Annotated in this window: 19 protein-coding genes, 1 other RNA gene and 1 pseudogene; 4 read left to right on the top strand and 17 right to left on the bottom strand. The window is 71.7% G+C overall.

From position 1 onward, the window contains the following. Positions 1-112: 112 nt before the first annotated feature. Complete coding sequence (gene murD / locus KBA23_RS02350; protein WP_290736368.1) at positions 113-1,519, bottom strand: UDP-N-acetylmuramoyl-L-alanine--D-glutamate ligase; 1,407 nt, start codon at positions 1,517-1,519, stop codon at positions 113-115. 216 nt (positions 1,520-1,735) lie between these two features. On the opposite strand from murD, the gene KBA23_RS02345 reads away from it, so the two are divergent. After that, positions 1,736-2,062, top strand: a complete 327-nt coding sequence (locus tag KBA23_RS02345; RefSeq protein WP_290736366.1) for a hypothetical protein — start codon at positions 1,736-1,738, stop codon at positions 2,060-2,062. A gap of 11 nt (positions 2,063-2,073) precedes the next feature. On the opposite strand, the gene mraY is transcribed toward KBA23_RS02345, so the two are convergent. The 7 genes from mraY to KBA23_RS02310 are packed head-to-tail and all read right to left on the bottom strand — an operon-like array spanning position 2,074 to position 9,766. Continuing rightward, positions 2,074-3,159 carry a phospho-N-acetylmuramoyl-pentapeptide-transferase gene (mraY, locus tag KBA23_RS02340; protein WP_290736363.1) on the bottom strand — a complete coding sequence of 362 codons (1,086 nt, stop codon included), beginning with the start codon at positions 3,157-3,159 and terminating at the stop codon, positions 2,074-2,076. Positions 3,160-3,166: 7 nt separating this feature from the next. Beyond that, the gene (gene murF, locus KBA23_RS02335) at positions 3,167-4,624 is read right to left on the bottom strand and encodes a UDP-N-acetylmuramoyl-tripeptide--D-alanyl-D-alanine ligase (protein ID WP_290736361.1); all 1,458 of its coding nucleotides are present in this window, start codon (positions 4,622-4,624) and stop codon (positions 3,167-3,169) included. Further along, positions 4,621-6,153, bottom strand: a complete 1,533-nt coding sequence (locus KBA23_RS02330) for a UDP-N-acetylmuramoyl-L-alanyl-D-glutamate--2,6-diaminopimelate ligase (RefSeq protein WP_290736358.1) — start codon at positions 6,151-6,153, stop codon at positions 4,621-4,623. The genes murF and KBA23_RS02330 overlap by 4 nt, the downstream gene beginning before the upstream one ends. A gap of 28 nt (positions 6,154-6,181) precedes the next feature. Continuing rightward, entirely contained in the window at positions 6,182-7,975 is a 1,794-nt protein-coding gene (locus tag KBA23_RS02325; RefSeq protein WP_290736355.1) for a penicillin-binding protein 2, read from the bottom strand. Continuing rightward, positions 7,972-8,340, bottom strand: a complete 369-nt coding sequence (locus KBA23_RS02320; protein WP_290736352.1) for a cell division protein FtsL — start codon at positions 8,338-8,340, stop codon at positions 7,972-7,974. The genes KBA23_RS02325 and KBA23_RS02320 overlap by 4 nt, the downstream gene beginning before the upstream one ends. Beyond that, the gene (rsmH, locus tag KBA23_RS02315) at positions 8,337-9,308 is read right to left on the bottom strand and encodes a 16S rRNA (cytosine(1402)-N(4))-methyltransferase RsmH (protein WP_290736425.1); all 972 of its coding nucleotides are present in this window, start codon (positions 9,306-9,308) and stop codon (positions 8,337-8,339) included. Before rsmH ends, KBA23_RS02320 begins: the two co-directional genes overlap by 4 nt. A 2-nt stretch (positions 9,309-9,310) precedes the next feature. After that, positions 9,311-9,766, bottom strand: coding sequence for a cell division/cell wall cluster transcriptional repressor MraZ (locus KBA23_RS02310; RefSeq protein WP_366935290.1), 456 nt, complete (start codon positions 9,764-9,766; stop codon positions 9,311-9,313). A gap of 684 nt (positions 9,767-10,450) precedes the next feature. Here KBA23_RS02310 and KBA23_RS02305 point away from each other — a divergent pair. Then, complete coding sequence (locus KBA23_RS02305) at positions 10,451-12,055, top strand: glucan biosynthesis protein (RefSeq protein WP_290736346.1); 1,605 nt, start codon at positions 10,451-10,453, stop codon at positions 12,053-12,055. A gap of 252 nt (positions 12,056-12,307) precedes the next feature. On the opposite strand, the gene rnpB is transcribed toward KBA23_RS02305, so the two are convergent. After that, positions 12,308-12,710: RNase P RNA component class A (rnpB, locus tag KBA23_RS02300), an RNA gene on the bottom strand. Positions 12,711-12,938: 228 nt separating this feature from the next. Here rnpB and rnd point away from each other — a divergent pair. After that, the gene (gene rnd / locus KBA23_RS02295) at positions 12,939-14,123 is read left to right on the top strand and encodes a ribonuclease D (RefSeq protein WP_290736342.1); all 1,185 of its coding nucleotides are present in this window, start codon (positions 12,939-12,941) and stop codon (positions 14,121-14,123) included. 374 nt (positions 14,124-14,497) lie between these two features. Here rnd and KBA23_RS02290 read toward each other — a convergent pair whose 3' ends face one another. From KBA23_RS02290 to KBA23_RS02265, 6 genes are all read right to left on the bottom strand, one after another. Continuing rightward, complete coding sequence (locus tag KBA23_RS02290) at positions 14,498-15,049, bottom strand: hypothetical protein (protein WP_290736339.1); 552 nt, start codon at positions 15,047-15,049, stop codon at positions 14,498-14,500. A 91-nt stretch (positions 15,050-15,140) separates the two neighbouring features. Then, positions 15,141-15,860, bottom strand: coding sequence for an N-acetylmuramoyl-L-alanine amidase (locus KBA23_RS02285; protein ID WP_290736422.1), 720 nt, complete (start codon positions 15,858-15,860; stop codon positions 15,141-15,143). Positions 15,861-15,886: 26 nt separating this feature from the next. After that, positions 15,887-16,477, bottom strand: a complete 591-nt coding sequence (locus KBA23_RS02280; protein WP_290736336.1) for a hypothetical protein — start codon at positions 16,475-16,477, stop codon at positions 15,887-15,889. A 47-nt stretch (positions 16,478-16,524) separates the two neighbouring features. Next, on the bottom strand, positions 16,525-18,012 hold the full coding sequence (gene gatA, locus KBA23_RS02275) for an Asp-tRNA(Asn)/Glu-tRNA(Gln) amidotransferase subunit GatA (protein WP_290736333.1): 1,488 nt from the start codon (positions 18,010-18,012) through the stop codon (positions 16,525-16,527). Then, complete coding sequence (gene gatC, locus KBA23_RS02270; RefSeq protein WP_290736331.1) at positions 18,012-18,299, bottom strand: Asp-tRNA(Asn)/Glu-tRNA(Gln) amidotransferase subunit GatC; 288 nt, start codon at positions 18,297-18,299, stop codon at positions 18,012-18,014. The genes gatA and gatC overlap by 1 nt, the downstream gene beginning before the upstream one ends. Positions 18,300-18,325: 26 nt before the next feature. Beyond that, the gene (locus tag KBA23_RS02265) at positions 18,326-19,015 is read right to left on the bottom strand and encodes a ceramidase domain-containing protein (RefSeq protein ID WP_290736328.1); all 690 of its coding nucleotides are present in this window, start codon (positions 19,013-19,015) and stop codon (positions 18,326-18,328) included. A gap of 53 nt (positions 19,016-19,068) precedes the next feature. Between KBA23_RS02265 and KBA23_RS02260 the strand changes: the two genes are divergently transcribed. Continuing rightward, positions 19,069-19,749, top strand: a complete 681-nt coding sequence (locus KBA23_RS02260; RefSeq protein ID WP_290736325.1) for a metal-dependent hydrolase — start codon at positions 19,069-19,071, stop codon at positions 19,747-19,749. 317 nt (positions 19,750-20,066) lie between these two features. On the opposite strand, the pseudogene KBA23_RS02255 reads toward KBA23_RS02260, so the two are convergent. Then, a pseudogene (locus KBA23_RS02255) lies at positions 20,067-20,195 on the bottom strand (IS5/IS1182 family transposase); the annotation flags it as partial. 187 nt (positions 20,196-20,382) lie between these two features. Next, a complete protein-coding gene (murJ, locus tag KBA23_RS02250; RefSeq protein ID WP_290736322.1) occupies positions 20,383-21,924 on the bottom strand; it encodes a murein biosynthesis integral membrane protein MurJ in 1,542 nt (513 codons plus the stop codon). Positions 21,925-22,144 lie beyond the last annotated feature (220 nt).

The raw sequence follows: 22,144 nt of genomic DNA, 5'->3' as shown, positions 1-22,144 counted from the left end.
TTTGCACTTTTATCATGTATAATCAGATAGTTACCATATCTATCACGCGTGTTAGAGCGTGTTGGATCGTGTTGGCCGTGTTGTGTCGGGTGGCCTGGCAGACTCGCCTGTATCAGCCACCGATGCACGCCCGCACTGCCGCCACGAAGGCGCGTCCGCGATGCTCGAAGCTCGGATACTGATCGAAGCTCGAGCAGGCCGGCGCGAGCAGCACCACCTCGCCCGGCTCGGCCTCGGCGAGCGCCGCCGCCACGGCGGCGTCGAGCGTTCCCGAGATCACGTGCGGCGTCTCGCCCAGCGTCGCCGCGAAATCGGCCGCCGCCTCGCCGATCAGGTAGGCCTTGGCCACCCTGCCGAACCACGGGCGCAGGCTCTCGATGCCGCCCTCCTTCGGCCTGCCGCCGGCGATCCAGCGGATGCGCTCGAAACTGCCGAGCGCCTTCTCCGCCGCGTCGGCGTTGGTGGCCTTGCTGTCGTTGACGACGCGCACGCCGTTCCATTCCGCGACCAGCTCCGAGCGGTGCGCGAGGCCGGGATAGCTCGTCAGCGCCGCCTCGATCGCCTTCGGCCCCATGCCGAGGTGCCGGGCGGCCGCGTAGGCGCAGCAGGCGTTCTGGTGGTTGTGCGCGCCGGGCAGGCGCGCGTTCGCGCGCAGGTCGATCGAGGCGACCTGCCGCCCGCCGCGCCATTCGGTGAGAAAGCCCTTGCGCGCGAGGACGTTCCAGCCCGTCCCCGGCAGCTTGCGCGTCACCGAGACCTGCACGACCGGGTCGCCCGAGCCCCTGTCCTCGCGCATGACGTTGGCGAGAAAGCGGCCCTCGTTCTCGTCCACCCCGATGATCGCCCGCGCCGGGGCCCCTTCGGTGAAGAGCCGGCGCTTGGCGGCGAAGTAGCCGCCGCGGCCGCCGTGACGGTCGAGATGGTCGTCGGACAGGTTCATGAACACCGCCACGTCGGGCTGCAACGCGCGGGCGAGGTCGGTCTGGTAGGAGGAAAGCTCCAGCACCACGACCATCCCGTCCCCGGCCGGATCGAGGTCGAGCGCGCCGCGGCCGAAGTTGCCGCCGACCTGCACCGGCCGGCCCGCCGTCGCCAGGACATGGGCGATCAGCGCGGTGGTGGTGGACTTGCCGTTGGAGCCGGTGACGCAGACCACCTGCGGCGTCCGGTCGAACTCGTCCCAGTCCGGGGTGGCGAAGGAGCGGAAGAACAGCCCGATGTCGTTGTCGACGGCGACGCCCGCCTCCCACGCGGCGACGATGACGGGATGCGGGGCAGGGTAGAGATGCGGGATGCCCGGCGAGACGATCAGCGCCTTCACGCCGTCGAAGGCCCCCTGACGCAACAGGTCCGCGAGCGCGAAGCCTTCGGCCGCGGCGGCTTCGCGGGCCGCCTCGCCGTCGTCCCAGACCAGCGCCTCCGCGCCGCCCGCCCGCAGCGCCCGCGCCGTCGGCAGGCCCGAACGGCCGAGCCCGAGCACCGCGACCTTGTGGCCGGCATAGCCGCGAACGGGGATCATGCGTGCTCCTTGCTGTCCGGGGCTGGCCGGGTCGCTCCGCGCCGACGGAATTTGTCCGGTGGATTGTTTCGCAGAGGCGGAGGGAGCCGACAAGCTTGCAGCGCGCCCCGCCATTAGGACGGGCTTAGCATTCTCGAATTCACATCGTGTCGGCCGCACCGCGGACCGGCGACCGCCGGCGGGGGCCACGCATCATCTGCAAGAGAGGACTTCGACATGCTTCCAGCCTGCCGCGCCTTCGGCGCCGCCGCCCTCCTCCTCGCCCTGTCGGGCCAAGTCGCTACGGCGGCGACGCACAAGCTCATCTGCCAGAACTCACGCCAGGAGTACCTCGTGGTCTTCGACTCGAAGTCGAACACGTTCATCATCAACCCCGACACCAACAACGTCGCCTATACGGTCGTCTCGGCGAAGCGAAGCGAGGACGGTCTGGTCGTCCGCGGTAAGACCGTCAACGGCGGCCCGGACTTCGACGCTTTCTTCGGCGACGGGCCTGCGATCGCCTACGGGACGGATCAGGTGGACTACTGCCGCCACGTCTGACCCACCCGGCCTCACCGCAGCTTCAGCGTGGCGAGGCCGATCATCGCCAGGATCAGCGAGACGATCCAGAAGCGGATGACGATTTGCGGCTCGGCCCAGCCCTTCTTCTCGAAGTGGTGGTGGATGGGGGCCATCAGGAACACCCGCTTCTTGGTGCGCTTGTAGTAGGCGACCTGGATGATGACCGAGAGCGCCTCGACCACGAAGAGGCCGCCGACGATGGCGAGCACGATCTCGTGCTTGGTCGCCACCGCGATCGCCCCCAGCGCGCCGCCGAGCGCCAGCGAGCCGGTGTCGCCCATGAACACCGCCGCCGGCGGCGCGTTGTACCACAGGAACCCGAGCCCGCCGCCGATCAGCGCCGCGACGAAGATGGTGATCTCGCCGGTGCCGGGCACGAAATGCACGTCGAGATACTGGGTGAAGTCGGCGCGGCCCACGACATAGGCGATCACCCCGAGCGAGCCGGCCGCGATCATCACCGGCATGATGGCGAGCCCGTCGAGCCCGTCGGTCAGGTTGACCGCGTTGGCCGCGCCGACGATCACCAGCATCCCGAAGGGCAGGAACAGCCAGCCGAGATCGAGCAGGAAGGCCTTGAACACCGGAAAGGCGAGCTTGCCCGTCAACGGCTCGGGATGGAGCCACATCGCCCACAGGCTCGCGATCAGCGCGATGGCGAACCCTGCCAGCAGCCGCACCCGGCCGGAAACGCCGGCATGGGTCTGCTTCGTGACCTTGGCGTAGTCGTCGGCGAAGCCGATCAGGCCGAAGCCGAGGGTCACGAACATCACCAGCCAGACGAAGCCGTTGTCGAGCCGCGCCCAGAGCAGCGTCGAGACGAGAAGCGCCGACAGGATCAGCAGCCCGCCCATGGTCGGCGTGCCGGCCTTGGTCAGGATGTGGCTCTCGGGCCCGTCGGTGCGGATCGGCTGGCCGCGGCCCTGCCGCAGGCGCAGGAAGTCGATCAGCGGCCGCCCGAACACGAAGCCGAAGACCAGCGCGGTGAAGAAGGCGCCGCCGGCCCGGAAGGTGATGTAGCGAAAGAGGTTGAAGACCGGCACGTTGTGCGACAGCTCGGCCAGGAAATAGAGCATCGCCCGCTCACGCCTCCAGAAGTTCGCGGGCGACGTCCGGCGCGCGCGCCTCGCCCATGCGCTTGATCGCCTCGACCACGAGCCCGACCCGGCTGCCGTTCGATCCCTTGACCAGCGCCACGTCGCCGGCGTCGAGGAGCCGCCCCGCCCGTGCCGCCATCGCGGCCGCGTCCGCAAACCACTCGCCGCGTTTCGCGCGCGGCAGCGCGTCGTGCAGCGCCTTCATCCGCGGCCCGGCGCAATGCACAACCGCCACCGCCTCCAGCCCCGGCGCGTTCGCGAGGTCCGCATGCAGCGCCAGCTCCGTCTCGCCAAGCTCCAGCATGTCGCCGAGGAAGGCGACCCGGCGCCCCGCGCCGACGCGGCCGACGCCGTCCTCGACGGGGCTCGCCGCCAGCACCTCGAAGGCGGCCGCCATCGCCGCGGGATTCGCGTTGTAGCTCTCGTCGATCAGCGTCACTGTTCCGTCGAGCCCGCCCGGGCCGAGCAGCACCCGCCAGCGCACGCCGCGCCCCTCGGGCGCCTGCCAGGTCGCCAGCGCCAGCGCCGCCCGCGCCATGTCGGCCCCCAGCGCGTCGACGCAGGCGAGCACGCCGAGGGCGTTCATGGCGAGATGGCTGCCGGGCGCGGCCAGCTTGAAGAGGAACCGCCGCCCCCGTGCGATGGCGGCGGCGCAGGTGCCCTCCGGCCGCACGTGGGTCTCCAGCAGGCGGAACTCCGGCCGCCCGGTCGCGCCGAAGCGGACCGGCCGGGCGCCGGCGCGCTTCGCGGCGGCGAGAAGGATCGGATAGGTGGGCAGGTCGCGCAGCGTCACCGCCGCGCCGCCGGGTTCGAGCCCGGCATAGATCGCGGCCTTCTCGCGCGCGATGCCGCGCAGGTCGCGGAAGGCCGCGAGGTGGACGGGGGCGACGGTGGTCACGATCGCCACGTGCGGCCGGGCCATCGCGGCGAGGGGGCCGATCTCGCCGGGGGCGTTCATGCCGATCTCGATCGCCGCGAAGTCGGCGCCCGGGTCCATCCGCGCCAGCGTCAGCGGCACGCCCCAGTGGTTGTTGAAGCTCTTCTCCGCCGCATGGACGCGGCCCTGGGCGCCGAGCGCCGTGCGCAGCATCTCCTTGGTCCCGGTCTTGCCGGCCGAACCGGTGACTGCGACGAGCCGGCCGCGGAACCGCGCCCGTCCGGCCCGGCCGAGCGCCTCGAGCGCGGCCTGCACGTCGGGCACGACGAGGAGCGGCGCATCCGCCGCGACGCCCTCGGGCACGCGCGACACCAGCGCCGCGGCCGCGCCGCGCGAGAGCGCGTCGGCGACGAAGTCATGGCCGTCGCGCGCCGCCTTCAGCGCAACGAAGAGATCGCCCCGTCCGATGCCGCGGCTGTCGATGGCGACGCCGGTCGCGGCCCAGTCGCCGCGGGCCGCGCCGCCGGTGGCGGCGGCGGCGTCGGCGGCGGTCCAGAGCGCGTTCATGCCCCGAGCCCGTCGAGCGCGGCGGCGGCGACGCTCGCCTGCTCGGCGTCGTCGAAGGGCAGCACGTCGTCGCCGACGATCTGGCCCGTCTCGTGGCCCTTGCCCGCGATCAGCAGCGCGTCGCCCGGCCCGAGCGCGTCCACCGCGGCGAGAATCGCCTCGGCCCGGTCGCCGATCTCGGTCGCCTCCGGGCAACCTTCGAGGATCGCGGCGCGGATCGCGGCCGCGTCCTCCGAACGCGGGTTGTCGTCGGTGACGAAGACCACATCGGCCCCCTCGGCCGCCGCCTTGCCCATCAGCGGCCGCTTGCCGCGGTCGCGGTCGCCGCCGGCGCCGAAGGCGATGACGAGCCGCCCCAGCACGTGCGGCCTGAGCGCCGCCAGCGCCGTCGAAATCGCGTCGGGAGTATGCGCGTAGTCGACGAACACCGCCGCGCCATTCTGGCGCGTCGCGGCCCGCTGCATCCGCCCGCGTACGGTCTCGAGCCGCGGCAGCGCGTCGAACACCCGCCCCGCGGCCGAGCCGGAGCCGATCGCGAGCCCGGCGGCGACGAGCGCGTTCATGGCCTGGAAGCCGCCCACGAGGTCGAGGCGGACGGCGAAGGCCCGGCCCTGCCACTCGAACCGCGCTTCCTGCCCGGTGGCGTCGAAGCGTTGCGCCAGCAGCCGGAGGTCGGCGCCCGCCGCGCGGCCGACGCCCAAGACCTTCTGCTCCCGCGCCCGCGCCGCATCGGCGAAGCGGGCGCCCACAGGATCGTCGATGTTGATCACGGCCACGCCGCCGCGCGGCAGGACCCGCGAGATGAGGCCGAGCTTCGCCTCGACATAGGCCTCGAAGCTGTGGTGGTAGTCGAGATGGTCCCGCGTCGCGTTCGTGAAGGCCGCCGCCGCGAGCCGCACGCCGTCCAGCCGGTGCTGGTCGAGCCCGTGGCTCGACGCCTCCATCGCCGCATGGGTCACGCCCTTGTCGGCGAGTTCGGCGAGCAGCGCGTGAAGCTGGATCGGCTCCGGCGTGGTGTGGGCGAGCGAGGCCGAGACGGCGCCCTCGACGCCGACAGTGCCGAAGCTCACCGCCCGCTCGCCGAGGCTCTCCCAGATCTGGCGGGTGAAGCTCGCGACCGAGGTCTTGCCGTTGGTGCCGGTGACCGCGACCACCACCTCCGGCTGGTCGCCCGACCAGCGCGCGGCGGCGAGCGCCAGCGCGCGGCGGGGATTCTCCACTAGAAGCACGGGCACGCCGACCGGGCCGCCGCCCGCCGCCTCGGCGAGGCGCAGTCCCTCGGCGTCGGTCAGCACCGCCGCGGCCCCCATGCGGAGCGCGAAGGGCACGAACTCGCCGCCGTGGGCGATGCTGCCCGGCAGCGCGGCGAAGAGGTGCCCGGGCCTGGTGCGGCGGCTGTCGACCGAGAGCCCGGTGATCTCGGGCAGCGTCCCCGACCAGTCGCCCGCGCGCTTCGCGCCGGCGAGCAGCCCCAGCGCCTCGAAGCCCATCAGCTTGCCTGCGCGGCTGTCAGACCCTCCGGCCGTCATCGCCCCTCCGTGACTGCGCGGCACGGGGCTATTCGTTCACGGCGAGGGTGTAAAGCAGTTCGACGTCGTCCTCGGGCCGCGCGTCGGGCCGAAGCCCCATGATCGGCGCGATCCGCCGCAGCGCGTTGGCGAAGACCGGCGCGGCGGTCCAGCCGGCGGTGCGCAGGCTCGCGCCGTTGATCTTGTTCGACGGCTCGTCGAGCGCGATCACCATCACGTAGCGCGGGTCGGAGGCGGGAAAGACGCCGGCGAAGGTGCCGATGGTCCTGTCGCGCGCATAGCCGCCGGAGGGCAGGGGCTTGTCGGCGGTCCCGGTCTTGCCGCCGACCTCGTAGCCCGGCACGTCGGCCTTGCGCGCCGTTCCGCGGGTGACGACGTCGCGCATCATCGAGCGGACCTGGGCCGAGGTCTCCTCGGAGATCACCCGGTCGGCCTCGACGGGCTTCGCGTCGGAGGCGAGGAGCGTCGGCGACACCTTCAGACCGCCGTTGGCGATCGTGGCGTAGGCCATGGCGAGGTGCATGGGCGACACGGCGAGACCGTGGCCGTACGAGACCGTCATCGTGGTAAGATCGGACCAGCGCCTGGGATAGAGCGGCGGGGCCTTGGCGACCTCGCTGATCTCGAGCGGCAGCACGTCCATCAGCCCGAGCCGGCGCAGGAACTTCTGCTGGGCCTCGCCGCCGACGGCGAGGGCGATCCGGGCCGCGCCGATGTTCGAGGACTTCACGATCACCTCGTCCACCGTCAGCCGCGGCCCGTAGTCGTGGAAGTCGCGGATGGTGAATCGGCCCCACTTCATCGGGCCCTTGGTGTCGATCAGGGTGTTCGGCGTCACCTTGCCCACGTCGAGCGCCTCGGCGACGGCGAAGATCTTGAAGGTGGATCCGAGTTCGTAGCGGCCCTGGGCGGCGCGGTTGTAGAGCGGGCTGTCGGCCGGGTCGCCCTCGGTCGGCAGCGGCGGGCGCAGGTTGGGGTCGAAGTCGGGCAGGCTTGCCAGCGCGCGGACCTGGCCGGTGTCGGCCTCCATCAGGATGCCGACGGCGCCCTTGGCCCCCATCTCGGCCATGCCGGCGGCGAGCACGTCCTCCATCGCGATCTGCGCGGCGAGGTCGATCGAGAGATGGAGCGGCTCGCCGACACGGGCGGGGTCGCGCAGCCGCGCGTCCATCGCCCGTTCGACGCCGGCGACGCCGATCACCTCGGCCGCATGCACCCCCTCGCGCCCGAAGCTCGCGCCGCCGAGCACATGCGCGAGCACGGCGCCGTTGGGGTAGAGCCGCGTCTCGCGCGGGCCGAAGAGCAGCCCCGGCTCGCCGAGATCGTGCACCATCTGCCGTTGCTCGGGGGAGATCGTGCGCTTGATCCAGACGAACTTGCGGCCGTCGGTGAAGCGGTGGAGCAGCGCCTGCGCATCGAGATCGGGGAAGATCCCCGCCAGCGCCGTCGCGGCGCCGGCGGGGTCGATCATGTCGCGCGGCTGCGCATAGAGCGAGGCGGTGACGATGTTCGTCGCGAGGATCGAGCCGTTGCGATCCACGATGTCGGCGCGCTGGGCCAGGATCGGCTCGCCGCCGGCGGTCGCACGCGGCTCTACGGGCATGCCGGCCGACATCAGCGCCATGCGGCCCGCGACGGTGGTGAAGCCGAGGATGAACACGATCCCGAGCAGCAGGAGCCGCGTCTCGGCCTTGGCGCGCTCGGCCCGGTGCAGCGCGCGCAGCCGGGCGGCGCGCTCCTCGGCCTCGATCAGGTTCGGATCCTTGCCCTCGGCCCGGGCGGAGAGGACGCGGGCGAGCGGGCGCAGCGGGCGGCGGATCATTCGGTCTCTCCAGGCATTCCGGCGGCGGGGGCGGTCTCGCCTTCCGGAGGCGCGCCGCCCGTGACGGCCGGCTCGGGCGGGGGCGGAAAGGCGACCATCGCCGTCTCGCCGAAGCTGTCGGGCGAGAGCGGCACGAGCCCGAGTTCCGCGCCCGGTCCGGCGACCAGCGCCGCCAGCCGGTCCGGCCGGTTGAGGTACGCCCATTCCGCGCTCAGCACCGCGAGCGCCTCGCGCTCGGCGGCGATCGCGGCGCGCAGATCGGCGGCGCGGTTGGCGGCTTCCTGGGTGGCGTAGTTCACCCGGTAGGCCCAGGTCGCGCAGACGGCGACCAGCACCGCGGCCGAGAGGTAGAGCCCCCACCTCATCGGCCGAGCCCCGCCAGCGCCAGCCGTGGCAGGCCCAGTTCCGCGGGGTCGACCGCGGCGGCCGGCGCGTCGAGCCGGCGCGCCAGCCGCAGCCGCGCCGAGCGCGCCCGCGGGTTCGCCGCCACCTCGGCCGCGTCGGCGGCGATCGCGCGGCCGGCGAGCGCGAAGCCCGCCGCGGGCCCGACCACCTCCGGCGCATGTCGGCTCGCCCGGGGCGCGGCGCCCGAGCGCAGCGCGAGGAATCGCTTCACCACCCGGTCCTCCAGCGAATGGAAGGTCACCACCGCGAGCCACCCCCCCGGCGCGAGCGCCCGCTCGGCGGCCATCAGTCCGCGCGCCAGCTCGCCGAGCTCGTCGTTCACCGCGATGCGCAGGGCCTGGAAGCTGCGGGTCGCCGCATGAGGCTGTCCCGGCTTCGGCCGCGGCAGGCAGCGCTCGACCACGGAAGCGAGCTGGAGCGTGGTCTCGAACGGCCCCGCCGCGACGATGGCCCGCGCGATCCGCCGCGCCGCGCGCTCCTCGCCATACTGGTGGAGGATGTCGGCAATCAGCCCCTCCGGCGCGCCGTTCACGAGGTCGGCGGCGCTCGGTCCCGCGTCGCCCATGCGCATGTCGAGCGGCCCGTCGCGCAGGAACGAGAATCCCCGCTCCGCCTCGTCGAGCTGCATGGAGGAGACGCCGATATCGAGCGTCACCCCGTCGAGAGCCGTGTCGGCGATCTCGTCGAGGCGGCCGAATGTTCCGGCCCGCAGCTCCAGCCGGCCGGCGTAGTCGCCGGCCCACGACTCCGCCCGCGCCAGCGCCGTGGGGTCGCGGTCCACGCCGATCACCCGGGCGGCGCCGGCGTCGAGGAGCCCGCGCGCATAGCCGCCCGCCCCGAAGGTGCCGTCGAGCCAGACGCCCCGCACCGGACCGACGGCGTCGAGGATCGGCCCGAGCAGCACCGGCACATGCGGCGGCCGGCCCATCATCATGCCTCGCCTCCCGGCCGCTGGGCCCGCGCCCTTCCGAGCAGCGTGGAGACGTCCGGCCCCTCGGCGCGGCGCCGGGCCCGCTCCGCGACGTGGGCGGCGTAGCCCTCGGGCGACCAGATGTGGAAGCTGTCGCCCATGCCGAGGAAGACCGCCTCGTCGCCGATCCGGGCCTCGTCGCGCAATCTCTGGCTGAGGACGATGCGCCCCGTCTCGTCGAGCGCAGCGTAGACCGACTGGGCGTTGAGAATCTCGGTGAGATCCTCGCGCTCGTCGCTCAGCGGCGCGTAGGTCTCGATCAGGTCGTCGATGGCCTCGATGGCGCGGAGCGTGAAGCATTCGAGGCGCGCCTTGTCGGTGCGGCCGAACAGGACGACGAGGTTGGCCGCGGCGCCGGCGACCCAGTCGGGATCGCCCTCCTCGAGCACGCGGCGGAACGGGGCCGGGATCGACACGCGACCTTTCGCGTCGACCTTGTGGACCGATTCGCCCCTGAACCGTCGCGCCAACCGGCTACTCCTGCCCGCTCACCGCCCTTGTCCCGGACGCAAAAACGGGTCGTGCCGCCTGCAGCACGACCCGCCTCTGGTCCCGCACTGGGCCCTCGGCCCGACTGCGCCCGCCTGCTCGTTCCGTTTGCGCCGGGTCTCTCGTTTCGTCTGGGAAAGCGGCGGGCCTGTATGAAACCTGCCGTGTTTCGCGCCTCGGGTCTTGTCGCCCTTGAACCTGTAACCGCCGCCTTCCCGTGGGACCATTATCTATCATGGGATGCCTTGGGGAACAATGGGAATTTCTCCCACTTCATGGGAATGCGTGCGTTTTGCTGGCGCATCCCTGCCACAGGTCAAGCCAAAACTGATCCCGAGTGGAATTTATTGTGGGCGACGTGACTCGGGACTACCACATATGGTGCAACCGGAGGTTGCGTCCACAATACATAAAAGTCGCCCCAGTGGCGGCGGCGACGTCGCGACGGCCCCGGCGCGCGCCCGGCGCGGGCTCGGCTCCAGCGAATCGGGGGAAAACCATGGCGTCCCGGCAAGTTCGCGCCGGCCGTTCGCACGCGCTTGAGGGCGGACGCCGGCGCAAGTAGCATCCGCGCGCCATTTGAGCCCCAGGCAACGAGAGAGAGCCCCGTCGTGAGAACCGGTCCCGTCACCCGCCGCGAGGCGCTCGCCGCCGCGCTCGCGTCAGGCGCCTTCTTCCTGCTGCCCGCGCTCGCGCGCGCGGCCGACGACCTGATCGCCACCGGGCCGGCCGAGCCGTTCTCCTTCGACGGGCTCAAGGCGATGGCGCGCGACCTCGCGCAGCAGCCCTTTGAGCCGGCGGCGGTTCCGAACGCGGCGATCCTCGAAAGCATCGACTACGACCTGCACAACCAGATCACCTACCGGCCGGACCACACGCTCTGGGCCGATGACCCGGAGGCGGCCAAGATCCGCTTCTTCCACCCCGGTCGCTACTTCAAGGAGCCGGTGCGCATCTTCGAGGTCGAGAGCGGCACGGCGCGCGAGATCCCGTACTCGGCGGGTCTCTTCGACATGCCGGAAGGCCATCCCGCCCGGGCGCTGGGGCCGGACACCGGCCTCGCCGGCTTCCGGGTGATGGACCCTGCCCAGGGCAACGACTGGATGGCCTTCCTCGGCGCTTCCTACTGGCGCACCGCCGGCTATTCCGGCCAGTTCGGCATGTCGGTGCGCGGCCTCGCCATCGACACCGCGGCCGCCACGCCCGAGGAGTTCCCGCGCTTCACCCGGTTCTGGCTGGAGCGGTCGCCGGGCGGCGGGCTCGTCATCTATGCGCTGATGGAGAGCCCGCGCACCACCGGCGCCTACCGAATCGCCTCGACCCGCGGATCCGAGGGCATCGTGCAGGACGTCGACGCGGAGATCTTCGTGCGCGCGGACGGCGAGGACATCGGCCTCCTCGGGCTCGCGCCGCTGACCTCGATGTTCTGGTTCGGCAAGAGCAACCGCTTCGTCTCGCCCGACTGGCGGCCCGAGGTCCACGACAGCGACGGGCTCGAGATCCTGACCGGCGCCGGCGAGCGCATCTGGCGGCCGCTCAACAATCCGCCGCGGGTGATGACCAACGCCTTCGTCGACGAGAACCCGCGCGGCTTCGGCCTCGCCCAGCGCGAGCGGAGCTTCGCGGAATACCAGGACGACGGCGTGTTCTACGAGCGCCGGGCGACCGTCTGGGTCGAGCCGGTCGGCGACTGGGGCAAGGGCGCGGTGACGCTGGTCGAGCTTTCGACCAACGACGAGATCCACGACAACATCGTCGCCTTCTGGCGACCGGAGGCGCCGGCGACGGCGGGCGCCTCGTTCGCGACGGCCTACAGGCTGCACTGGGTCGAGACGAGCCCGGAGGCCGCGGTGGCGCGCTTCACCGCCACCCGGATCGGCGCAGGCGGCGTGCCCGGCCAGCCGCGTCCCGAGAACGTGATAAAGTTCGTGGTCGACCTCGACGGTCGCGGCTTCGAGGGACTCGACCGCACCTCCGGCGTCGAGGCGGTGGTGGAGGCGAGCCGGGGAGAGCTGGGGCTGACCGTCGCCTACCCGATCGCCGAGGCGACGGGCTGGCGGGTGATGTTCGACCTCGACATCGGCCCCGATGACGGGACCGACGAACCGATCAACCTGCGCATGTACGTCTCCCACGAAGGCCAGGCCAAGAGCGAGACCTGGATCGCGCAGACGTTTCCCTCGCAGCTTCACGCGCTGCTCGATTCCCACGCCTGATACGGCCTCCGCCTGAATGCCTCGCGCCTGCATTAACGATTCAATTCTGACTCTTTTGCTTGGCATATGCGTTGTGCATACGTTGTGCATGGAGTGTGCATCGAAGGGTCCGCCATAAACCTTTGACGCCGAAGTCTTCAGACGGAAACCGTATGACGGGGCCCGGTCCTCGGGGGCATCGAGCCCCCTCGGCCCGACGCGCAGGGGTGCGCGCACGGCGGGGAGACGGCTTCACGGGGGAATGGGCCTTGGGCGCGCGGATGGCCTGTAAGCCGGATTCTGTGCCCGCCCCTCGCGGAGCGGCGACGACCATTCCTCTAGGCCCGGCCTTGCGGACGGGCTCGAGCAGCCTACCCGGATCGCATGGGCGGGAGAAACCTGGGGTCCGGCTTGCGCCCGCGACCCCGCGCGATCCCTATTCGGCCTTGCTCCTGGCGGGGCTTGCCGTGCCGCCGACGTCGCCGCCGGCGCGGTGGGCTCTTACCCCACCGTTTCACCCTTGCCGCCCCGAAGGGCGGCGGTCTGATCTCTGTGGCGCTTTCCCTCGGGTCTCCCCGGGCGGGCGTTACCCGCCGCCATCTCTCCCTGGAGTCCGGACTTTCCTCGCGGACCTCGATCCGAAGATTCCGGTCCCCGCGGCCGTCCGGCCATCCGCGCGAGGCTGACTTAGGGCATCGGGACTGCCGGCGCAAGAAACGGCTCGCGCCCGGCGACGCGGCGGCGGCCTCGCGGCGCTGTCGACGGCGCTCGCCCAACGGATTGCACCTCCCGGGCTGCGCTTGTCACTTGCTCGCGGATGTGCAAGAGAAGCCGGGCCTCCTTGGGGTCGTGGCTTGCAAGGTTCTGAAAATATGATGTTTACAACCGGGTTCGCGAGGCGGGATTGGAGCTGATCGCCACAACGGAAGCGCTTGCCGCCTTCGTCGCCGAGTGTCGCGCCGCCCCCTACGTCGCCGTCGATACGGAATTCATGCGAGAGCGCACCTACTACGCGCAGCTCTGCCTCGTGCAGCTCGCCCGCCCCGGCAATGGTCCCGAGACCGCCGTTCTCGTGGACACGCTGGCCGAGGGCCTGTCGCTCGAACCGCTCTACGAGCTCTTCCGCGACCCCGGTGTCGTCAAGGTCTTCCACGCCGCGCGCCAGGATCTCGAGATCTTCGCGACCACCGCCGGCGTGCTGCCGCAGCCGTTCTTCGATACCCAGGTCGCCGCGATGGTCTGTGGCTACGGCGACCAGGTGGGTTACGAGACGCTGGCCCGGCAGATCGCCCGCGCGGCGATCGACAAGTCCTCGCGCTTCACGGACTGGTCGCGCCGGCCGCTGTCGCAGGCGCAGAGGGAATATGCGCTGGCCGACGTCACGCATCTGCGGCGCATCTACGAGACGCTGTCGAAGCGGCTGGGCGAGACCGGGCGGTCGGCGTGGGTCGAAGAGGAAATCTCCGTCCTCGTCGATCCGGAGACCTACCGCGTCGATCCCGAGACGGCTTGGACGCGGCTCAAGACCCGCTCGACGGCGCCGAAGTTCCTCGCCGCGCTGCGCGAACTGGCGCGTTTCCGCGAGCAGGCGGCGCAGTCCCGCAACGTGCCGCGCGCGCGCATCCTCAAGGACGACGCGCTGCTCGAACTGGCCGCGAACCGGCCGCATACGGCCGAGGATCTCGGCAAGTCCAGGCTCCTGCTGCGCGAGGCGCGGCGCGGCGACATCGCCGATGGCATCCTCGCGGCCATCTCTGCCGCCGAGGCCCTGCCGGCCTCCGAACTGCCGCGCCTGCCCGACGCGCCGCCGCGCCGGCCGGGAAGCGAGGCGCTCGCCGAACTGCTGCGCGTGCTCCTCAAGTCGAAATGCGACGCCGAGGGCGTGGCGCAACGATTGGTGGCGTCAAGCGCCGATCTCGACGCGATCGCCAGCGAGGACGCGCCCGACGTGCCGGCCATGCACGGCTGGCGCTACGACCTCTTCGGCCGCGACGCGTTGCGGCTGAAGCGCGGCGAGATCGCGCTCTCCGCCGACGGCGCCCGCGTGCGCGTCGTCGCCATCTCGAGCGACGTCGCCGCCAGCGCCTGAATAGAACTCGGCGGCCGCCGGCTCACCCGTCACGGTCGGCGAAGCCGGGATACCAACGGCCCGGGCGCCTGACGGTGCCGGAGCCTTCCCGAATCCCTAAAAAGTGGCAAGCCTGAGTCCAGCCGCTTTCCAGCCAGAGAATACCGGCGGGCGCATGAAACGACTCGCGAACCTTCTTGACCTAACACTTTTATCGTTTGTACTCAGGTAGTTACCCTATCTATCACGCGTGTTAGCCCGTGTCGCGCCGGGTGGCCTGGTAGACTCGCCGGTATATAGTCAGGCCTTTTCAGCCCCTTGCCGCGTCCCGCCCAAACCAGCGGCTTCGCGTCATCTCACCCCGCGCGGGCCGGATGCCGCCGTCGGCTACCCGTTCAGAACGAGCTGTCCACCTCCTCCGGCGGAGGCTCGACCCGGGGCGGCGCGGGGCGGGCCGGCAGGGGCAGGGTGACCGTCTGGTTGGCGGCGACGACCCGGAAGGCGCGGATCTCGCGCAGCTCCAGCTCCTGCAGGAAGGCGCCCGTCATCAGGAGCCGCGTCCGTTCCGGTCCGGCCTGCGCTGGCTCGAGAGGCGGCACCGCCACCAGCGTCACCGTCAGCACTCCGGCTGCGTCCGGCCGTTCGTCGGGCAGGAGCGCCGCATCAAACCAGCCCTGCGTCGGCGCGACGCCGGTGACGCGCAGGATCACGCCGCCATAGCCCCGCTCCACCGTCGCCTCGCGCATCGGAACCGGTACCGCGTCGGGAAGGTCGATGGGCGTTCGGGTGAAGAGGCCGGTCAGGAAGCCCTGCTCCTCCGATCGCACCGTACCCGTTGCGTCCCGGTCGCCGACCTGGCGGGGCTCGTTCCGCCCGAAGAAGCCGAAGTCGTAGCTGCACCCGCAGACGAGGATCGCCCCCGCCAACGTGACCACCGCAACGCGCATCCGTGGGCCGCTCCACATGGCCCCCGGATAGCCCGCGGCCGCGCGCTTGGGAAGGGTCAAACCGCCCGGGCCATTCAAAGAATCCGGCCGGTTACGACCTGGATGGATTGTGGCGCGATTCTCGCTGGGTCCGCCGGCCATCGACGGGCAGGCATGGCAGGCCCTGCGCCGCGGCGACGTCCTCGGGCGCGAGCGGGCCGGCGGCCCAGGGACGGAAGCGCAGGCGAAAGGCCGCGAGCGTCGTCTGCCAGTCGTCGCCGGGCGCGCGGTAGCCGGCGGCTGCGGCGGCAGCGCGGAAGGCCACCGCGCCGCCCGCGCCGTCGCCGGGCGGGTCCGGCCAGGCCGCGAGGCCGCCGCGCGCCAGCCGGCGCCAATCGAACTTGGGCCCCGGGTCGGCCTTGCGGCCCGGGGCCATGTCGGAATGGGCGATCACGCCGGCGGGCGCGATGCCCCAGCGGTCGAGGATGCCGGCAAGCAGCCGCTCCAGCGCCGCCATCTGCGGCTCCGGGAAGGGCGGGAAGCCGGCGAGCGGGCCCGGATTGGCAAGTTCGATGCCGATCGAGCGGGAGTTGACGTCGGTGACGTCGCCCCAAGCCCCGGCGCCGGCGTGCCAGGCGCGCATCGCCTCATCAACCAGCCGCCAGACGCGCCCATCCTCGGCGACGAGCCAGTGCGCCGAAACCTCGGCCGCCGGGTCGCGCAGACGCTCGAGCGCCGCTTCGGCAGTCGTCATGGCGGTGTAGTGGATCACGACGAGGTCGGGCCGCGCACCGCCGCGCCGCGACCCGAAATTCGGGCTCGGCGCGTCGATCGGCGTCCCGGTCGCCGTGGGGCCGGTCAGAGCTTCAGCTGCCGGTAGGGCTCCGGGTCGAAGGCGCAGGCGAAGCCGTCGCCGTCCGGGTCGAGGCCGCTCGGATCGCTGTTCGGCCCGCCGGCGGCGAGGAAGGCGCGCTGCGCCTCGTCGGCGCTGCGGTAGCGGCCGCAGCCGCCGCCGAAGCCGCCCCGGCGCTGGTACATCCGCTGCCCGACGGGATTGGTCGTGCTCTGCGCGTAGAGCGCGACATTCACGCCCGGCTCGGTCCGCGGCACCGAGTTCTGAGTCGGCTGGACGACGACGAGCCGCGAGCGCGCCTCGGCAAGCTCTTGCTCGGCGATGCGGGCGTCGATCTTCTGCTGCTCGATCGTGTAGAGCGTCAGGTTCAGGTGGTCGTCGTCGAGCGGCGTGCCACTATGGGGCAAGGGGGCCGCTCCCGGCGTTGCCGGATCGTTCAGCGCCGTTTCGATGGTCGAGGTGAAGTCGCCGGAGCCGCCGGAGGAGGAGGCGCTGGTTGTCGGCACCTGGGTGATCACCGGATCCGTCGGCACGGTGATGTCGCCGCTCGTGCAAGCGGCGAGCCCCCCCAGAAGGAGGATCGCAATCAGACGCATAGCCTGCGCACCTTTCTCGGGCCCGACCCGGTCGTCCCCGCCACTCATCACCACCATTGTCCGGGTTTCGCCGCGAAACCGCAAGCGCGCTCGAGCGCGAAGGCTGCGTCGAGCATGCCTTTTTCGTCCCAGGGCCGGCCGATCAGTTGCAGGCCGAGCGGCAGCCCGGCCGCGTCGAGGCCCGCGGGGACCGAGACGCCGGGCAGGCCGGCGAGGTTCACCGTCACCGTGAACACGTCGTTGAGGTACATCTGCACCGGATCGGCGTCGGCCATGTCGCCGATGCCGAATGCGGCGGAGGGCGTCGCGGGCGTCAGGATCGCATCGACGCCGGCGTCGAACGCCTGCTCGAAGTCGCGCTTGATGAGTGTGCGGACCTTCTGCGCGCGCAGGTAGTAGGCGTCGTAGAACCCCGCCGAAAGGACGTAGGCCCCGACCATGATCCGGCGCTGCACCTCGCGGCCGAAGCCCTCGGCGCGGGTGCGCTCGTAGAGTTCGGTCACACCGTCCCCCGCGCCGATGCGGGCGCGGCGGCCGTAGCGCACGCCGTCGTAGCGCGCGAGGTTGGACGAGGCCTCGGCCGGGGCGATGACGTAGTAGGCGGGCAGCGCGTACTTCGTGTGCGGGAGCGAGATCTCGACGATCTCGGCGCCGGCGTCGCGCAACATGTCGGAGCCCTTCGCCCAGAGCGCCTCGATCTCGGCCGGCATACCGTCGACGCGATACTCCCGGGGCACGCCGATGCGCCTGCCGCGGAGATCGCCCTTGAGCCCGGCGGCGAAGTCCTCGTCCGGGCGGTTGGCCGAGGTCGAATCCTTCGGGTCGTGGCCGGCCATGGCGGAGAGCAGGATCGCCGCGTCGGTGACGGATTTCGCCATCGGGCCGGCCTGGTCGAGCGAGGAGGCGAAGGCGACGATGCCCCAGCGCGAGCAGCGGCCGTAGGTCGGCTTGACGCCGACGATGCCGGTAAAGGCCGCCGGCTGGCGGATCGAGCCGCCGGTGTCGGTGCCGGTGGCGCCGAGGCAGAGGTCGGCCGCGACCGCCGCCGCCGAGCCGCCGGAGGAGCCGCCGGGGGTGAGCGGCGCGGCGTCGCCCCGGCGGCGCCACGGGCTGATCGCCGGGCCGAAGGCCGAGGTCTCGGTCGACGAGCCCATGGCGAACTCGTCCATGTTGAGCTTGCCGAGCATGACCGCGCCGCGCTCGCGCAGCCGGGCGGTGACGGTGCTCTCGTAGGGCGGCCGGAAGCCTTCGAGAATGCGCGAGGCGGCCTGGGCCGGCGCGCCCTCGACGCAAAAGAGGTCCTTGATCCCGAGCGGCACGCCGCAGAGGTCCGGGGCGTCGCCCTTCGCGAGCCGCGCGTCGGCCGCGGCGGCCTGCGCGCGGGCGAGGTCGGGGGTGGGCGGGGTGAAGGCGTTGAGGACGGCGGCGGCCTCAGCGGCGGCCAGGCAGTCGTCGGTGAGTTCGGCGGCGGTGAAGTCGCGGGCGCGCAGGCGGTCGCGGGCCTCGGCCAGCGTGAGTCGGGAGAGCTCGCCCACTATTCCACCACCTTCGGCACGGCGAAGAAGCCCCGACGCGCGTCCGGGGCGTTGCCAAGGATGCGCTCGGGCTCGCCGCCGGCCGTGATGCGATCCTCGCGCAGCGGCAGCGCCATCGGGGTGACGGAGGTCATCGGCTCGATGCCGGAGACGTCCACGTCGCGGAGCTGCTCCATGAAGCCGAGGATGCCGGAAAGCTCGGCGGCGACGCGGTCGAGGTCGGATTCCGCGACCTCGATCCGGGCGAGATGGGCCACGCGGCGCGCGGTTTCCTTGTCGATCGACATGGGGATCCTCGGGATGATGGCGCGGTTTAGCCGCGCCGGCCGGGGTTCGCAAGGTCGGCGGGGGTCGGGGCGGCCGGGCTGTGGCGGATCAGCACGGCGATCATCCAGCCGAGCATCAGGCCGTTGAGGAGGTGCCAGAGGAAATGCGTGCCGAGGGGAAGGCCGGGGCAGACCGCGGCGTCGATGGTGCGGAAGAAGAGCGAGACGACGAGCACGGCGGCGCCGATGGCGAGCCCCCTTGCGGCGGCGGGCGCGCGGTTGCGCAGCGCGAGGGCGTAGGCGGCGATCAGGATCGGGACCGGACCGTAGGAAACCGAGCCGTTGAGTGGCCCGACAAGGGCGGCGAGCCCGCGGGCGGCGAGGACATCGAAGGGGATGAACAGAGCGACGGCGGCAAGCCCCGCCCACCACGGCGCGGCGAAGAGGCGGACCGTGGCGAGGTAGAGGTAGACGAGGATGAAGACCTGGATCGGGATGACGTCGGCCATCAGCGCCCAGCGCCGGGCGTGGGTGTGGAACAGGTACGAACCGACGCCGATGGCGGCGAGGATGACCACGAGGATCCGCGCGCCCGGGTCGCGGCGATCACCGATCATCCGCCAGCAGACGAGCGCGGCGACGAGGAAGGCGGCGTTGGAGACGGCGTTGAGAGGCTCGGACCAATAGGAGGGATCGGTGCGTTCGCAGTAGTTGTCGAGGGGGGCAAACCAGTCCATCAATCCTCCGGGGGCCGTCACGGCCGGGATAGCACGACCGGGAGGGGATCGACATGAAGCTGACGTGGCTCGGGCATTCGGGGTTTCGCATCGAGATCGCGGACCAGGTGCTGCTCGTCGATCCGTGGCTGAAGGGGAACCCGATGTTTCCCGCGGAGCGCGAGGCCGAGGCGGTGGCCGGCGCGACGCGCATCCTGCTCAGCCACGGCCATGGCGACCATGCCGGCGACGCGGCCCGGCTCGCGAAGGCGTATCGCCTGCCGGTCGCCGGGATCCCGGAGCTCGTGCATATCCTCGGGGCCGAGGGCGTCGAGGGGATCGACTTCAACAAGGGCGGCACGATCCGGCTCGGCGCCGTCGCGGTGACGATGGTGAGCGCCACGCATTCCTCCTCCTTCGGCTCCGCCGGCTATGCGGGGGGCGAGGCGGGGTACATGATCGCCGGCGAGGGGCGGACGATCTATTTCTCCGGCGACACCGACGTGACGGCCGACATGGGCGTCTTCGAGGCGCTGCACCATCCGGAGATCGGCATCCTGTGCGCGGGCGGGCACTACACGATGGACATGGCCCGGGCGGCCTATGCGGCGCGGACATTCTTCAACTTCCGCACGGTGATCCCGTGCCACTATCGCACCTTCCCGCTGCTGGAGCAGTCGGCCGAGGCGCTGAAGGCGGGACTGCCGGGGGTGGAGGTGATCGAGCCGGAGGTGATGGTCCCGATCGAGATCTGAGAGGCTGCCAATGAAAGCGCCCGAGATGATGGGGACGAAGCAGGCGGATCCGGGCGGGAGTTCGAGGTTGGGCGTTGGGTCGCGGCGGTGGCGAGGCGGCTGGGCATGATCGAGGGCTCGCGGTCTCCTGCCGGGATTATACCGGCGAGTCTACCAGGCCACCCGGCGCAGCACGGGCTAACACGCGTGATAGATAGGGTAACTACCTGAGTTCAAACGATAAAAGCGTCAAAGGCCAAAAAGCGCCCGCGAGTCGTTTCATGAGCCCGCCGGTATTAGACGGGCGCGAGGCTCCAGAGGCGGGCCATGTTGCGGGCGCGGACGAGGCCGCGACTTCGGGACTGGGCGTTGACGAGTTCGGCGGTGGCGGCGCGCTCCTTGCAGATCGCCTTGGCGTCGTCGCTACCCATGCGGCAGCGCCATGCGGCGATGGCGGGCGGGTCGCCGGGCAGGGCGGCGTGCAGGCCACGTCCGCTGCGCGGGGTGGGCGCGGCGCGTGAACCGTCACGCCTTCCGCGAGGACGTCGATGTCGTCGAGCTTTGCGAAGCCGGCGTCGAAATCTGACGCGGCGCGTTCGCCCCCCGTCCCGGCGGCGGCGACGTGCTGGCAGCGGCGAAGCGAAGGCCGCCGGACTAGCCCCGCCGCAACGCCGCCTTCAGGTCGGCGAGGCGCAGCGCGCCGGTCAGGAGGACGGCGACGGCGTAGGCCGCCATCCCGGCGCCGACGAGCAGCGCGAGGGCGGCGTAGCGCCAGAGCGGCGCCTCGAAGAGCGGCGCGAGCGCCCAGGCGCCGGCGAGGAGCGCGGCGCCCATGATCGCCGAGGCGAGCGCGATCCGCGGCGCGGCGCGGCGCAGACGGGCGTCGGGGGCGGCCATCTCGCCCATCGGCCGGGCGCCGCGCCAGAGCTGCCACATCATCATCCAGCCGGCGACGGTGGTGCCGAGGGCGGCGGCGATGAAGCCGATGAAGGGGGCGAGCCCGAGGGCGATCACGGCGTTGACGATCATGGCGTGGACGGCGAAGCGGAACGGGCTGCGGGTGTCCTCGCGGGCGTAGTAAAGCGGCGAGAGCACCTTTTGCATCACGAAGGCGGGGAGGCCGGCGCCGTAGACCGCCACCGCGAGCGCGGTCGGCCCGGTGTCGGAGGCGGCGAAGGCGCCGCGCTGGAACAGCACGCCGACGATCTCGACCGGGATCACCATCAGCGCCACGGCGGCGGGCAGCGTCAGCGCCAGCGTCAACTCGGTCGCGCGGTTGATGGCGTCGCGACCGCCGGAGCCGTCGCCGGCCTCGAGCCGGCGCGACAGGTCGGGCAGGAGCACGATGCCGATGGCGATGCCGACGACGCCGAGCGGCAGCTGATAGAGCCGGTCGGCATAGGAGAGCCAGGCCACGGCGCCGTCGAAGAACGAGCCGACCTGGCGGCCGACCATCAGGTTGATCTGCACCACGCCGCCGGCGAGCAGCGCCGGGACCATGATGACGCCCAGCCGCCGCATGTCGGGCGTCAGCCGCGGGAGCCGCGGCCGGACCGGCATCCCGGCGCGGGCGCAGCCCCACCAGACCAGCGCGAGCTGGGCGACGCCGGCGACGGGGACCGACCAGATCTGCCATAGGCCGATGTTGCCGCCCGTGCTCCAGCCGATCAGCAGGAAGGCGATCATCACCACGTTCATCAGGATCGGCGCGGCGGCCGGCAGCGCGAAGCGGCCGAGCGAGTTCAGGACGCCGGAGAGCAGCGCCGTCAACGAGATCAGGATGATGTAGGGAAACGCGATCCGCCCGTGCTCGACCGACAGCGTGAAACGCTCGTCGCCGGCGAAGCCGGAGGCCAGCGCGAGCACCAGCCAAGGCATGGCGATCTGGCCGAGGATGGTGAAGACGAGGAGCACGAGTCCGAGGCCCGAGAGCGCGTCGCGGGCGAAGCCCTCGGCGTCCTCGCCCGCCTGGACCTTCTTGGCGAAGAGCGGCACGAACGCGAGGTTGAACGCCCCTTCGGCGAAGAAGCGCCGGAACATGTTCGGGAGCGTGAAGGCGATCAGGAAGGCCTGCGCCACCGGGCCCGCCCCGAGGAAGGCGGCCATGAGGATGTCGCGGGCGAGGCCGAGGACGCGCGACACGAGCGTCCACGAGCCCACGCTGAGGAAGGCCGGCAACAGGCGGATTCCGGTCATCGCGCGCGTGGTCCCCCGAGGATCGCGCCGAAGTGGCAGATCGGGGACCGGTTGGCAACGGGCCGCCCGGCCCCTCGCGGGTCCGGCGGGCGGCAGGTGGCCGTCCGGACATCTCGCGCCCGCACGACTGCGCGAGCGCAGATCGGGGATGCGAAAAAAACTGAACCATCGTTCAGTTTCGATGTTGAGAAACGGGTTCTTTTCTTGCTAGGATGGGGCG

Source organism: Amaricoccus sp., assembly GCF_017995835.1.
Taxonomy (GTDB): domain Bacteria; phylum Pseudomonadota; class Alphaproteobacteria; order Rhodobacterales; family Rhodobacteraceae; genus Amaricoccus.
This window is presented reverse-complemented; position numbering and strand designations above follow the sequence as displayed.

Coding starts and splice junctions, on each gene's coding strand:
- KBA23_RS02280 (WP_290736336.1), bottom strand. CDS start 16,477: ATGCGTCTGATTGCGATCCTCCTTCTGGGGGGGCTCGCCGCTTGCACG.
- KBA23_RS02265 (WP_290736328.1), bottom strand. CDS start 19,015: ATGGACTGGTTTGCCCCCCTCGACAACTACTGCGAACGCACCGATCCC.
- murF (WP_290736361.1), bottom strand. CDS start 4,624: ATGAACGCGCTCTGGACCGCCGCCGACGCCGCCGCCGCCACCGGCGGC.
- KBA23_RS02345 (WP_290736366.1), top strand. CDS start 1,736: ATGCTTCCAGCCTGCCGCGCCTTCGGCGCCGCCGCCCTCCTCCTCGCC.
- rsmH (WP_290736425.1), bottom strand. CDS start 9,308: ATGGGCCGGCCGCCGCATGTGCCGGTGCTGCTCGGGCCGATCCTCGAC.
- KBA23_RS02320 (WP_290736352.1), bottom strand. CDS start 8,340: ATGAGGTGGGGGCTCTACCTCTCGGCCGCGGTGCTGGTCGCCGTCTGC.
- murJ (WP_290736322.1), bottom strand. CDS start 21,924: ATGACCGGAATCCGCCTGTTGCCGGCCTTCCTCAGCGTGGGCTCGTGG.
- KBA23_RS02260 (WP_290736325.1), top strand. CDS start 19,069: ATGAAGCTGACGTGGCTCGGGCATTCGGGGTTTCGCATCGAGATCGCG.
- gatC (WP_290736331.1), bottom strand. CDS start 18,299: ATGTCGATCGACAAGGAAACCGCGCGCCGCGTGGCCCATCTCGCCCGG.
- mraY (WP_290736363.1), bottom strand. CDS start 3,159: ATGCTCTATTTCCTGGCCGAGCTGTCGCACAACGTGCCGGTCTTCAAC.
- KBA23_RS02290 (WP_290736339.1), bottom strand. CDS start 15,049: ATGCGCGTTGCGGTGGTCACGTTGGCGGGGGCGATCCTCGTCTGCGGG.
- KBA23_RS02330 (WP_290736358.1), bottom strand. CDS start 6,153: ATGACGGCCGGAGGGTCTGACAGCCGCGCAGGCAAGCTGATGGGCTTC.
- murD (WP_290736368.1), bottom strand. CDS start 1,519: ATGATCCCCGTTCGCGGCTATGCCGGCCACAAGGTCGCGGTGCTCGGG.
- KBA23_RS02325 (WP_290736355.1), bottom strand. CDS start 7,975: ATGATCCGCCGCCCGCTGCGCCCGCTCGCCCGCGTCCTCTCCGCCCGG.